At 55.6% G+C, this 12413-nt stretch carries 11 protein-coding genes; 7 read left to right on the top strand and 4 right to left on the bottom strand.

Annotation, left to right across the window (positions count from 1 at the left end):
- Positions 1-7 precede the first annotated feature (7 nt).
- The 4 genes from gsiA (at position 8) to gsiD (ending at position 5393) form a co-directional block, all read left to right on the top strand.
- The gene (gene gsiA / locus OGV50_RS21800; RefSeq protein WP_024130503.1) at positions 8-1879 is read left to right on the top strand and encodes a glutathione ABC transporter ATP-binding protein GsiA; all 1872 of its coding nucleotides are present in this window, start codon (positions 8-10) and stop codon (positions 1877-1879) included.
- Between the two features lie 35 nt (positions 1880-1914).
- A complete protein-coding gene (gene gsiB, locus OGV50_RS21805; protein WP_286488767.1) occupies positions 1915-3453 on the top strand; it encodes a glutathione ABC transporter substrate-binding protein GsiB in 1539 nt (512 codons plus the stop codon).
- Positions 3454-3558: 105 nt separating this feature from the next.
- On the top strand, positions 3559-4479 hold the full coding sequence (gene gsiC / locus OGV50_RS21810) for a glutathione ABC transporter permease GsiC (RefSeq protein ID WP_049010826.1): 921 nt from the start codon (positions 3559-3561) through the stop codon (positions 4477-4479).
- A gap of 2 nt (positions 4480-4481) precedes the next feature.
- Complete coding sequence (gene gsiD / locus OGV50_RS21815; RefSeq protein ID WP_012133126.1) at positions 4482-5393, top strand: glutathione ABC transporter permease GsiD; 912 nt, start codon at positions 4482-4484, stop codon at positions 5391-5393.
- Between the two features lie 111 nt (positions 5394-5504).
- Here gsiD and rimO read toward each other — a convergent pair whose 3' ends face one another.
- The gene (gene rimO, locus OGV50_RS21820) at positions 5505-6830 is read right to left on the bottom strand and encodes a 30S ribosomal protein S12 methylthiotransferase RimO (RefSeq protein WP_286488768.1); all 1326 of its coding nucleotides are present in this window, start codon (positions 6828-6830) and stop codon (positions 5505-5507) included.
- Positions 6831-7061: 231 nt separating this feature from the next.
- On the opposite strand from rimO, the gene bssR reads away from it, so the two are divergent.
- Both bssR and OGV50_RS21830 read left to right on the top strand, forming a co-directional pair.
- Positions 7062-7445 carry a biofilm formation regulator BssR gene (gene bssR / locus OGV50_RS21825; protein WP_024130501.1) on the top strand — a complete coding sequence of 128 codons (384 nt, stop codon included), beginning with the start codon at positions 7062-7064 and terminating at the stop codon, positions 7443-7445.
- Positions 7446-7548: 103 nt separating this feature from the next.
- Positions 7549-8664, top strand: coding sequence for a PQQ-dependent sugar dehydrogenase (locus OGV50_RS21830; protein ID WP_286488770.1), 1116 nt, complete (start codon positions 7549-7551; stop codon positions 8662-8664).
- On the opposite strand, the gene OGV50_RS21835 is transcribed toward OGV50_RS21830, so the two are convergent.
- Positions 8661-9287 (bottom strand): glutathione S-transferase family protein, encoded by a 627-nt coding sequence (locus tag OGV50_RS21835; RefSeq protein ID WP_049008548.1) that lies wholly within the window; start codon positions 9285-9287, stop codon positions 8661-8663. The two genes, OGV50_RS21830 and OGV50_RS21835, sit on opposite strands and share 4 nt — an antisense overlap.
- Positions 9288-9531: 244 nt before the next feature.
- Between OGV50_RS21835 and dacC the strand changes: the two genes are divergently transcribed.
- Positions 9532-10734 (top strand): serine-type D-Ala-D-Ala carboxypeptidase, encoded by a 1203-nt coding sequence (gene dacC / locus OGV50_RS21840; protein WP_024130500.1) that lies wholly within the window; start codon positions 9532-9534, stop codon positions 10732-10734.
- Between the two features lie 106 nt (positions 10735-10840).
- On the opposite strand, the gene deoR is transcribed toward dacC, so the two are convergent.
- Positions 10841-11599 carry a DNA-binding transcriptional repressor DeoR gene (gene deoR / locus OGV50_RS21845; RefSeq protein ID WP_071259601.1) on the bottom strand — a complete coding sequence of 253 codons (759 nt, stop codon included), beginning with the start codon at positions 11597-11599 and terminating at the stop codon, positions 10841-10843.
- Between the two features lie 71 nt (positions 11600-11670).
- The gene (ybjG, locus tag OGV50_RS21850; protein WP_012133117.1) at positions 11671-12279 is read right to left on the bottom strand and encodes an undecaprenyl-diphosphate phosphatase; all 609 of its coding nucleotides are present in this window, start codon (positions 12277-12279) and stop codon (positions 11671-11673) included.
- Positions 12280-12413 lie beyond the last annotated feature (134 nt).

Raw genomic sequence — 12413 nt, forward strand, 5'->3', positions numbered from 1 at the left:
GCAACAGGTGCCACACAGTCACGAATTAGACGCCAGCGACGTACTGGCGGTCAAAAATTTGAACATTGCGTTCGAGCAGGAGCAGCAACGCGTCAGCGCGGTGCGCAATGTGTCGTTTCGGCTTCAGCGAGGCGAAACGCTGGCGATTGTCGGCGAATCGGGATCGGGGAAATCCGTTACGGCGTTATCGTTGATGCGCCTGATCGAGCAGGCGGGCGGCGACGTTCACTGCGATCAGATGCTGCTTCGGCGGCGTAATCGCCAGGTCATTGAACTGGGAGAGCAAAGCGATGCGCAGATGCAGCGCGTGCGCGGCGCGGATATCGCCATGATATTTCAGGAGCCGATGACCTCGCTTAACCCGGTATTTACCGTGGGCGAGCAGATTGCCGAGTCCATTCGTCTGCATCAGGGGGCGAGCCGCGAAGAGGCAATGGCGGAAGCGAAACGGATGCTTGACCAGGTGCGCATTCCTGAGTCGCAGGCCATCTTATCGCGTTACCCGCATCAGCTTTCCGGCGGGATGCGCCAGCGGGTGATGATCGCGATGGCGTTGTCGTGCCGCCCGGCGGTGCTGATTGCCGATGAACCGACCACCGCGCTGGACGTCACGATTCAGGCGCAGATCCTGCAACTGATCAAAGTGCTGCAACAGGATATGTCGATGGGGGTGATTTTTATCACCCATGACATGGGCGTGGTGGCCGATATTGCCGATCGCGTCCTGGTGATGTATCAGGGCGAAGCGGTGGAGACCGGCAGCGTTGAGCAAATTTTCCACGCGCCGCAGCACCCTTATACCAAAGCGCTGCTGGCCGCCGTGCCGCAGTTAGGCGAGATGAGCGGACACGATCTGCCGCGCCGCTTTCCGCTGATTTCACTGAACGATCCCGATCGTGTGGAACCGCAAACCGAGCAGGACACGGTGGTGGCAGGCGATCCGATCCTGCAAGTGCGCAACCTGGTGACGCGTTTTCCGCTGCGTAGCGGCATTCTTAACCGCGTGACCCGTGAAGTGCATGCGGTGGAAAACGTCAGCTTTGATCTCTGGCCTGGCGAAACGCTCTCGCTGGTGGGGGAATCCGGCTGTGGTAAATCGACCACCGGGCGGGCGTTGCTGCGGCTGGTGGAGTCGCAGGCTGGCGAAATTACCTTCAACGGGCGGCGGATCGACACGCTTCCTGCCGGTAAGTTACAGCCGCTACGGCGAGATATTCAGTTTATTTTTCAGGACCCTTACGCTTCGCTCGACCCGCGCCAGACGGTGGGTTACTCCATAATGGAACCATTGCGGGTGCATGGTTTGCTGGAAGGCGAGGCGGCCGCGTCGCGGGTGGCGTGGTTGCTTGAGCGTGTAGGATTGCGCCCGGAACATGCGTGGCGCTATCCGCATGAGTTTTCTGGCGGCCAGCGTCAGCGTATCTGCATCGCCCGCGCGCTGGCGCTGAATCCAAAAGTGATTATCGCCGATGAGTCAGTTTCCGCGCTGGATGTCTCGATTCGCGGGCAGATCATTAATCTGTTGCTCGATTTGCAGCGGGAAATGGGCATCGCGTATCTGTTTATTTCACACGATATGGCGGTAGTGGAGCGCATCAGCCATCGCGTGGCGGTGATGTATCTGGGGCAGATTGTGGAAATCGGCCCCCGCCGGGCGGTGTTTGAAAATCCGCAGCATCCCTATACCCGTAAATTAATGGCGGCAGTACCGGTGGCCGATCCTTCCCGGCACAGGCCGCAGCGTGTGCTGCTGTCGGACGATATCCCCAGCAACATCCGTAAACGTGGGGAGGAGATCGCGCCCGCTCCATTGCAGTTAGTCGGGCCAGGGCATTATGTCGCGCGCCCGCAGGCAGAAAATGCGTTATCGCGTTTATAACATCTCATAAAACAGGCAGGGTTCAGGAGAATAATATGACAACATTTGTAACCCGTAATTGGCTGGTTGCGCTGGGCGTCGCTTCTGCACTGGCGGCATCTCCGGCGTTTGCTGCTAAAGATGTGGTGGTAGCGGTAGGCTCTAATTTCACCACGCTCGATCCGTACGATGCGAACGACACTTTATCGCAGGCGGTGGCGAAGTCGTTTTATCAGGGGCTGTTTGGTCTTGATAAAGACATGAAGCTAAAAAATGTGCTGGCTGAAAGCTACACCGTTTCCGACGATGGCCTGATCTACACCCTGAAGCTGCGCCAGGGGGTAAAATTCCAGGACGGCACCGACTTTAACGCGGCGGCGGTGAAGGCCAACCTCGATCGCGCGAGCGATCCAGAAAACCATCTCAAACGCTACAACCTGTATAAAAACATCGATAAAACCGAAGCGGTCGATCCGACGACGGTAAAAATTACGCTGAAACAACCGTTCTCGGCGTTTATCAATATTCTGGCGCACCCGGCGACGGCGATGATCTCTCCGGCCGCGTTGGAAAAATACGGTAAGGACATTGGCTTCCATCCGGTCGGCACCGGGCCGTATCAGCTGGATACCTGGAACCAGACTGATTTCGTGAAAGTGAAGAAATTTGCGGATTACTGGCAGAAAGGTTTACCTAAACTGGATACGATCACCTGGCGTCCGGTAACGGACAACAACACCCGCGCGGCAATGCTGCAAACCGGGGAAGCGCAATTTGCGTTCCCGATCCCTTACGAGCAGGCGACAATTCTGGGGAAAAACAAAAACCTACAGTTGGTTGCCAGCCCGTCGATCATGCAGCGTTACATCAGCATGAATGTGACGCAAAAACCGTTCGATAATCCGAAGGTGCGGGAAGCGCTGAACTACGCCATCAACCGTCAGGCGCTGGTCAAAGTGGCCTTTGCCGGTTATGCGACGCCTGCCACGGGCGTGGTGCCGCCAGCCATTGCGTATGCGCAGAGCTACGCGCCGTGGCCTTACGATCCGGCGAAAGCGCGCGAACTGCTGAAAGAGGCGGGCTATCCGAATGGGTTTAGCACCACGCTGTGGTCGTCTCATAACCACAGCACCGCGCAGAAAGTGCTGCAATTTACGCAACAGCAGCTGGCGCAGGTCGGTATTAAGGCGCAGGTAACGGCGATGGACGCCGGGCAGCGTGCGGCAGAAGTGGAAGGCAAGGGGCAGAAAGAGAGCGGTGTGAGAATGTTCTACACCGGCTGGTCGGCTTCCACGGGGGAGGCGGACTGGGCGTTGTCACCGCTGTTTGCCTCGCAAAACTGGCCGCCAACGCTGTTCAATACTGCGTTCTACAGCAACAAGCAGGTTGATGACGACTTAGCGGCAGCGCTGAAAACCAACGATCCGCAGGAGAAAGCGCGCCTGTATAAAGAGGCGCAGGACACCCTCTGGAAAGAGTCCCCCTGGATTCCGCTGGTGGTGGAGAAACTGGTCTCAGCCCACAGTAAAAATTTGACGAGTTTCTGGATCATGCCGGACACTGGCTTCAGTTTTGATGACGCGGATTTGCAGTAAGCAACGCGCGCCCGATGGTTTTATCCGGCTTGCAGACGCAGTTCGTTGCAGGTCGGATAAGGGATTTACATCGCCATCCGGCAAAAGGTTTGTAAAGGGAGCCTGATGCTTAATTATGTGCTTAAGCGCCTGCTGGGGTTGATTCCGACTCTGTTTATTGTGGCGGTGCTGGTGTTTTTATTTGTTCATCTGTTGCCTGGCGATCCGGCGCGGCTGATTGCCGGGCCGGAGGCTGACGCGCAGGTGATTGAACTGGTGCGCCAGCAGCTTGGTCTCGATCGGCCGTTGCATGTCCAGTTCTGGCATTACATGACTAACGTGTTGCAGGGTGATTTCGGCACGTCGATGGTGTCTCGTCGTCCGGTATCGGCAGAGATTGCCAGCCGCTTTATGCCGACGCTGTGGTTGACCATCACCAGTATGGTATGGGCGGTACTGTTCGGGATGACCGCCGGGATTATCGCCGCCGTCTGGCGTAATCGCTGGCCGGACAGGCTCAGCATGACGCTGGCGGTAACCGGGATTTCGTTCCCGGCGTTCGCGCTGGGGATGCTGCTGATGCAGATATTCTCCGTTGAGCTGGGGTGGTTGCCGACCGTGGGCGCAGATAGCTGGCAGCACTATATTCTTCCCTCCATCACGCTTGGCGCCGCCGTTGCGGCCGTGATGGCGCGCTTTACCCGAGCGTCGTTTGTGGATGTCCTCAGTGAAGACTATATGCGCACCGCGCGCGCGAAAGGGGTCAGCGAAACCTGGGTGGTGCTGAAACACGGTCTGCGTAACGCCATGATCCCGGTTGTGACCATGATGGGGTTGCAGTTTGGCTTTCTGCTCGGCGGTTCGATTGTCGTCGAGAAGGTCTTTAACTGGCCCGGACTGGGGCGGTTGCTGGTTGATTCAGTGGAAATGCGCGACTACCCGGTGATTCAGGCTGAAGTGCTGCTGTTTTCCCTGGAGTTTATTCTTATCAATTTAGTGGTGGATGTGCTCTATGCCGCCATTAACCCGGCTATCAGGTACAAGTAAGGATGCGATTATTTAACTGGCGCCGTCAGGCGGTTTTAGATGCCATGCCGCTGGTCAAACCCGACCGGGTGCGTACGCCGTGGCATGAATTCTGGCGGCGTTTTCGCCGTCAGCATGTGGCGATGATCGCAGGGATATTTGTGCTGTTGCTGATCCTGGTGGCAATATTCGCCCGCTGGCTAACGCCTTTCGATGCGGAAAATTACTTTGATTACGATCGCCTGAATGACGGCCCTTCGGCGGCGCATTGGTTTGGCGTGGACTCGCTGGGGCGGGATATTTTCAGCCGCGTACTGGTCGGGGCGCAAATTTCGCTGGCGGCAGGCGTTTTCGCCGTCTTTATCGGCGCGGCGCTCGGCACGGTGCTTGGGCTGGTTGCGGGCTATTATGAAGGCTGGTGGGACCGGCTGATTATGCGTATTTGCGATGTGCTGTTCGCGTTTCCGGGCATTCTGTTAGCGATTGCGGTCGTGGCGGTGCTCGGTAGCGGTATTGCGAATGTGATTATCGCCGTCGCTATCTTTTCTATCCCCGCGTTTGCCCGTCTGGTGCGCGGAAACACATTAGTGCTGAAACAGCAGACGTTTATTGAGTCGGCGCGCAGTATTGGCGCCAGCGATGCGACGATTTTGTTCAACCATATTTTGCCCGGCACGGTCTCGTCGATCGTGGTCTTTTTCACTATGCGCATCGGGACGTCGATTATTTCTGCGGCAAGCCTGTCGTTTCTGGGGTTAGGCGCGCAGCCGCCAACGCCGGAGTGGGGGGCAATGCTCAATGAAGCGCGGGCGGATATGGTCATCGCGCCGCATGTGGCGATTTTTCCGGCGGTGGCGATTTTCCTGACGGTGCTGGCGTTTAACCTGCTGGGCGACGGGCTGCGCGACGCGCTGGACCCGAAGATTAAGGGGTGAATGTAGAACCGTAGGCCGGATAAGGCATTTATGCCGCCATCCGGCGCAATGCCTGATGGCGACGCTGAAGCGTCTTATCCGGCCTACGGGTTTTACAATAATTTGGGCGAATTAAACGCGGCTGCCCCACAGGTCATATTCGTCGGCGTTATCAACTTTCACGCGGATAACGTCGCCGGGTTTAACGTTGGTTTCACCGTTGAGGTAGACCGCGCCGTCGATTTCCGGTGCGTCAGCCATGCTGCGGCCAATCGCGCCTTCTTTGTCAACCTCGTCGATAATGACCAGGATTTCGCGACCCACTTTCTCTTGCAGACGTTCTGCGGAGATCTGCTGTTGCAGCTGCATAAAGCGGTTCCAGCGCTCTTCTTTCACCTCTTCCGGCACCTGATCTGGCAGCGCGTTCGCACCAGCGCCTTCGACCGGGCTGTACTTGAAGCAGCCGACGCGATCCAGGCGCGCCTCTTTGAGGAAGTCGAGCAGCATCTGGAAATCGTCTTCCGTCTCGCCAGGGAAACCGACGATAAAGGTCGAACGCAGGGTCAGCTCCGGGCAAATCTCACGCCACTGTTTGATGCGCGCCAGCTGGCGATCGACAGCGCCCGGACGCTTCATCAGTTTGAGAATGCGCGGGCTGGCATGTTGCAGGGGGATATCCAGATACGGCAGGATTTTGCCTTCTGCCATCAGCGGGATCACGTCATCAACGTGCGGATAAGGGTAGACGTAGTGCAGGCGCGTCCAGATGCCCAGTTTTGACAACTGCTCGCAAAGGTCGACCATGCTCGTTTTTACCGGCTCGCCGTTGTGGAAACCGGTGCGGTGCTTCACATCCACGCCGTAAGCGGAGGTATCCTGGGAGATGACGAGGATCTCTTTCACGCCCGCATCGACCAGACGTTTGGCCTCGCTTAACACTTCGCCAATCGGACGGCTGACCAGATCGCCGCGCATGGACGGAATAATGCAGAAGGTGCAGCGATGGTTGCAGCCTTCAGAAATCTTCAGGTAGGCGTAGTGACGCGGGGTCAGCTTAACGCCCTGTTCCGGCACCAGGCTCAGGAACGGGTTGTGCTTTGGTTTTGGTACGTAATGGTGAACGTGTTCCAGAACCTGCTCATAGCTATGCGGCCCGGTGATTTCCAGCACTTTAGGGTGCACTTCACGGATCTGATCGACTTTCGCGCCCAGGCAGCCGGTGACAATCACCTTACCATTTTCAGTCAGCGCTTCACCAATCGCTTCCAGAGACTCCTGTACGGCGCTGTCGATAAAGCCACAGGTATTGACGATCACCATGTCGGCGTCGTCGTAGCTCGGTACGACGTCATAGCCTTCGGTACGCAGTTCAGTCAGGATTCGCTCCGAATCAACCAGGTTTTTCGGGCAGCCCAAGGAAACGAAGCCGATTTTCGGCTGGTGGGTTACATTGCTCATAGCTTAAAAATTGTTCAGTTATTGGAATGGTCAGGGCAGGGATTCTACAGAGATCCGGGCAAAAAATGTATCGCTATCTCATCGCCTGTGCGGGTAAGCGCGCCACGGGGTTTATAGCAAATATGTAAAGTATGTTAATACCGAGTGAATTATTGATCTCAGGCAGCACTTTGTTCAAAAAATGACCATACTATTAAGTTGCAGTATGGTTGGAAAGAGGAGGAACAAGGTATGGTCGTTGACAGACTAAGAACCGAGCTACTTAACAAGCTGATAAACGCCCGAATCGATCTCGCCGCTTATTTGCAGTTAAGAAAGGCGAAAGGCTATATGTCAGTCAGCGAAAGTGATCATCTGCGTGACAACTTTTTTGAACTGAATCGTGGGCTTCACGATAAATCACTGCTGCAAGGTCTGCATCTGGATCAGGAAGAATGGAATGCTTTACATCGTGCTGAAGGCGCACTGGCAGCCGCCGCAGTATGTCTCATGAGCGGACACCATGACTGTCCGACGTTTATCGCCGTCAACGCAGAGAAACTTGAAAACTGTCTGACAACATTGACGCTGAGTATCCAGAGCCTGAAAGCGCAATCACCGCTTGAACAGGTCTAAGTCAGGGGGAGGCGACTCCCCCTTTTCGTTAAGTTTTTGTAAAAATCATTCCGCGCTGTCCCTTGCTGACTACGCTTTAACGCAGGGTCATACAGGAGGCGGTATGCGTCGGACACTTTTCTCTGTTGCCTTATTGGCACTGTTTTCTCCCTTCGTGAATGCAGAAACCCCGGCGGTGAAGGTGGAGGTTTTGCAGACCAAACTTGATCACCCCTGGGCGCTGGCTTTTCTGCCGGATAATCGCGGTATGTTGATAACTCTCAGAGGCGGCCAGCTTCGTCACTGGCAGGCGGATAAAGGGCTTTCCGATCCGATAACGGGCGTGCCGAAGGTCTGGGCGAACGGGCAGGGGGGATTACTGGACGTGGCGCTCGCGCCTGATTTTGAGCAGTCTCGCCGCGTCTGGCTCAGTTTTTCTGAGGCCGATCGCGAGGGGAAAGCCGGAACGGCGGTAGGCTTCGGGCGACTCAGCGATGACCTGAAGCATCTGGAGGAATTCCAGACCGTTTTTCGTCAGATGCCGAAACTCTCAACCGGTAATCATTTCGGCGGACGACTGGTTTTTGATGGCAAAGGCCATCTGTTTATCGGGCTTGGCGAAAATAATCAGCGCCCTACCGCACAGGATCTGGACAAGTTGCAGGGCAAAGTGGTGCGCCTGACCGACCAGGGGAGCATGCCGCCGGATAATCCCTTTGTGAATCAGACCGGCGCGCGCCCTGAGATCTGGTCGTACGGCATACGTAACCCGCAGGGTATGGCGATAAACCCGTGGAGCGATGCGTTGTGGTTGAATGAGCATGGCCCGCGCGGCGGCGATGAAATCAATATCCCCGAAAAAGGTAAAAATTATGGCTGGCCGCTGGCAACCTGGGGCATCAACTACAGCGGCTTTAAAATCCCGGAAGCGAAAGGTGAAATTGTCGAGGGAACGGAACAGCCGATCTTCTACTGGAAAAAATCGCCAGCGGTCAGCGGTATGGCGTTTTATAACAGCGACACGTTCCCTCAATGGAAGCAGAAACTGTTTATCGGCGCGCTGAAAGAGCAGGATGTGATTGTCCTGAGCGTTAACGGCAATAAGGTGACGGAGGACGGACGGATTCTGGGCGACAGAGGGAAACGTATTCGCGATGTGCGCGCAGGACCCGACGGTTATTTATATGTCTTAACCGACGAGTCCGACGGAGAACTGCTGAAAGTCAGCCCACGCGCTTAGCTGACCGGGATCATCACCGTTTTACGAAACGCCGGGCGTTCGGTAAGTTGCTGATACCAGCGCTCAAGGTGAGGGCGCGGCGTCCAGCTCAGGCCAACGTTAAACAGGTTGTAGACGAAGGGGGCGATCGCGATATCCGCCGTGCCGAACTCCGCGCCGGAGAACCAGGTCTGGCTGGCCAGTGCCTCATCAAGAATGCCAAACAGGCCGTCGCAGACGTTGGCGCCGGCGTCGATCGCCGCCTGGTCGCGCTGCTCCGGCGGGGTGCGGACTAAACCCATCAGGATCACGCGATGCGCCGGGCTTAACGTCTGGTTTGCCCAGTCCATCCACTTTTCCCCTTCTGCCCGTCGCGCCGGAGAGTCTACCCACAGACGCTTTTGCCCATACTGCGCCGCCAGATAGCGGACGATGGTATTGGACTCCCAGAGCAAAACGTCCGTTTCATCATCGCGCAGCAACGGCACCAGGCCATTCGGGTTCATCGCCAGATAGTCAGCGTCATGATTCAGCCCGAACTGCCCGCCTGCCAGAATTTGCGTATAAGGCAGCTCCAGTTCGTCGAGCGTCCATCGCACTTTTTTGACGTTGGTTGAGTTATTCCGTCCCCACAGCGTAATCATAGTTACCCCTCAAATTGTTCTGCAATCGGTATCCAACTCGTCCCATGGTGGGATAAAGCTAACATTTACGCAACAGCTTGCAAAAAAATCCTCACGGAGGCAGCGCAGCGTGGCGTTATTGCATAAACTTTAAAAACTTTACCAACTTACGGTTTCTTTAAGTTCGTTAGTGCGTTATTACTCACCGCACTTATAACACGGTGGTATGGCGTGTTTTTTTGGAATGGATACTCGGGTGGCATTTATGACGCAATACTCTTCTTCCCTTCGTAGTCTTGCTGCGGGTTCAGCACTCTTATTCCTTTTTGCGCCGACGTTACAGGCGGCTGAGCAGACAACGGCGCCGCCGAGCGTTGATGCGCGCGCGTGGATTTTAATGGACTATTCCAGCGGCAAGGTGCTGGCGGAAGGCAACGCCGACGAGAAACTGGACCCTGCCAGCCTGACCAAAATTATGACCAGTTACGTCGTCGGGCAGGCGCTGAAGGCCGGAAAAATTCAGCTTACGGATATGGTGACGGTAGGAAAAGACGCCTGGGCCACGGGCAACCCGGCTCTGCGCGGTTCGTCGGTCATGTTCCTTAAACCCGGAGATCAGGTCTCGGTATCCGATCTCAACAAGGGTGTGATTATTCAGTCGGGTAACGACGCCTGTATTGCGCTTGCGGATTATGTTGCCGGGAGCCAGGAGTCGTTCATTGGTTTGATGAATGGTTACGCGAAAAAACTGGGGCTGACCAACACAACGTTCCAGACGGTTCACGGCCTGGATGCGCCGGGGCAGTTTAGTACCGCGCGTGATATGGCGCTGCTGGGCAAAGCGCTGATCCATGATGTGCCGGAAGAGTACGCCATTCACAAAGAAAAAGAGTTCACTTTCAACAAGATTCGCCAGCCGAACCGTAACCGCCTGCTGTGGAGTTCTAATCTGAACGTTGACGGCATGAAAACCGGGACAACGGCAGGCGCCGGATACAATCTGGTGGCCTCTGCGACTCAGGGAGATATGCGTTTGATCTCCGTCGTGCTGGGGACGAAAACCGATCGCATCCGTTTTAATGAGTCAGAGAAATTGTTGACCTGGGGCTTCCGCTTCTTTGAAACGGTGACACCCATTAAACCTGACGCGACTTTCGTGACTCAGCGCGTCTGGTTTGGGGATAAGAGCGAGGTGAATCTGGGCGCGGGAGAGGCGGGTTCCGTGACGATTCCACGCGGACAGCTGAAAAACCTGAAGGCCAGCTTTACGCTGACGGAACCGCAGCTAACCGCGCCGTTGAAGAAAGGCCAGGTTGTCGGCACTATCGACTTCCAGCTCAACGGAAAGTCCATTGAACAGCGTCCGCTGATGGTGATGGAAAACGTGGAAGAGGGCGGCTTCTTTGGGCGGATATGGGACTTCGTCCTGATGAAATTCCACCAGTGGTTTGGCGGCTGGTTCTCTTAATCGCGGTGACGGTGCCGGATGGCGTTAACGCTTATCCGGCCTACGATACGTGCATATTTGTAGGCCGGATAAGGCGCGGCAGCGCCGCCATCCGGCAAACCTTACATCAATACATCAACGTAATGCGCTGCGCTTTGGCATAATCGACAAACTCATCGTCAGGGCGGCAGTCACTCACTACCGTATCAAAACGCGTTAATTCCCCCATCCGCGCGGGTCGCACCTTGCCGAATTTACTGTGATCCACCACCAGGACATGGTATTGCGCCATCGACATGGCCCAGTGTTTCACCGGCAGCTCTTCGAGGTTAAAACAGGTTGCCCCTTTGCTGATATGAACGCCTGCGGCGGAATAAAAGGCGATATCAGGGCAGATATTATTCAGGGTTTCCTGAAAATCGAGCGGTTTGAAAATGGCGTTGCTGGCGTGAAATTCCCCGCCGCACAGAATCGCCCGGCACAGGGGTTTTTCCTGGAGCGCCAGAAACGTATTCAGGGAATAACAGACGGCGGTGAAAGGCAATTCGTTATCAATGGCTTCAATGATCCACGGCGTGGTGGTGCCGCAGTCAAAAAAAATCGTCTGATGCGCCTGTACCAGACCGGCGGCCAGCTGCGCGGCGCGGCGCTTCTCTTCAACCAGGCGGGATTTTTGATCGCTCAATAAATAATGGCTGGCGCTGCGGGGTTCCAGAACAATATACCCGCCCAGTAACACGACGGGCGCGCTTTTATTATTCAGGTCGCGACGAATGGTCATCTCCGATACGCCCAGCAGAGTCGCGGCTTCTTTCAGGTGTAATTTATCGCTGCGTTTTAGCGCTTGCAGCAATTGACCAATACGCTCGTCGCGTCGTGTTTCCATAATTCCCCTGGACAGTTGAATAAGCACTCTGCACAGTACAGAGCGCTTAATACTACTCTTTTTTCACCAGGTTAGTCACGTACCCAGCCTTTACGAATGGGCAGCGCGAAGCAGACGCGGTAGCACGTTTGTAGGCCGTGGTAGAGAGCAACCCCATATTTTTGCCACAGCATTTGCGTGCTCAGGCAGCCGATCATCCCGACCAGCAAACCGCCGAGCATATCCAGCGGCCAGTGAACGCCGAGGTAAACGCGTGACCAGGCGACCGTCACGGCCAGCGCCATGAGCAGTACGCCAGACCAGACGCGGTGCCAGAATAAAAACGCCAGCGCAAAGGTAAAGACAACGGTGCCGTGATCGCTCGGGAAGGAGTCATCGGGCGCGTGATGCAGGAAGTTATAGCCGATACGATCGACAAAAGGACGATCGTGCGGGAAAAGATGCCCCATTATCCAGGAGATCGTCAGGCTGATGAGCAGCGCGATACCCATTTTAATCACCAGCTGGCGTTGAGCGCAGACCCGATCGCGCGGCCCCCATAACCAAAGCACAACGGCCAGCAGCGGCACGATGTTAATCAAATCTCTGGCAATGAAAATGGCCAGAGCGATCATCCACTGTGCGGAGTCGGGGGTGGCATTGATTAAGTAAAACAGCGAGTTGTTAAGGTTTTCCAGCATAACATCCAGACTCAGTGCAGTGATTAAACGAAACGACCCTACGTGCTCCGGGTAAGGGCGAGAATACAAAGTGTCGCAACGGGGGGAAAGCGGTATTGTCTTATTTACCTGTAAAATGAGGAGATTTAAGACAA

Origin of the sequence: Citrobacter sp. CK180, from assembly GCF_030333655.1 — a bacterium.
Classification (GTDB): Bacteria; Pseudomonadota; Gammaproteobacteria; order Enterobacterales; family Enterobacteriaceae; genus Citrobacter_B; species Citrobacter_B koseri.

What these genes read in the sequence shown, in the direction of transcription:
- deoR (WP_071259601.1), bottom strand. Translation starts at nt 11,599, where the DNA reads ATGGAAACACGACGCGACGAGCGTATTGGTCAATTGCTGCAAGCGCTA.
- ybjG (WP_012133117.1), bottom strand. Translation starts at nt 12,279, where the DNA reads ATGCTGGAAAACCTTAACAACTCGCTGTTTTACTTAATCAATGCCACC.
- bssR (WP_024130501.1), top strand. Translation starts at nt 7,062, where the DNA reads ATGGTCGTTGACAGACTAAGAACCGAGCTACTTAACAAGCTGATAAAC.
- gsiD (WP_012133126.1), top strand. Translation starts at nt 4,482, where the DNA reads ATGCGATTATTTAACTGGCGCCGTCAGGCGGTTTTAGATGCCATGCCG.
- rimO (WP_286488768.1), bottom strand. Translation starts at nt 6,830, where the DNA reads ATGAGCAATGTAACCCACCAGCCGAAAATCGGCTTCGTTTCCTTGGGC.
- OGV50_RS21830 (WP_286488770.1), top strand. Translation starts at nt 7,549, where the DNA reads ATGCGTCGGACACTTTTCTCTGTTGCCTTATTGGCACTGTTTTCTCCC.
- gsiB (WP_286488767.1), top strand. Translation starts at nt 1,915, where the DNA reads ATGACAACATTTGTAACCCGTAATTGGCTGGTTGCGCTGGGCGTCGCT.
- dacC (WP_024130500.1), top strand. Translation starts at nt 9,532, where the DNA reads ATGACGCAATACTCTTCTTCCCTTCGTAGTCTTGCTGCGGGTTCAGCA.
- OGV50_RS21835 (WP_049008548.1), bottom strand. Translation starts at nt 9,287, where the DNA reads ATGATTACGCTGTGGGGACGGAATAACTCAACCAACGTCAAAAAAGTG.
- gsiC (WP_049010826.1), top strand. Translation starts at nt 3,559, where the DNA reads ATGCTTAATTATGTGCTTAAGCGCCTGCTGGGGTTGATTCCGACTCTG.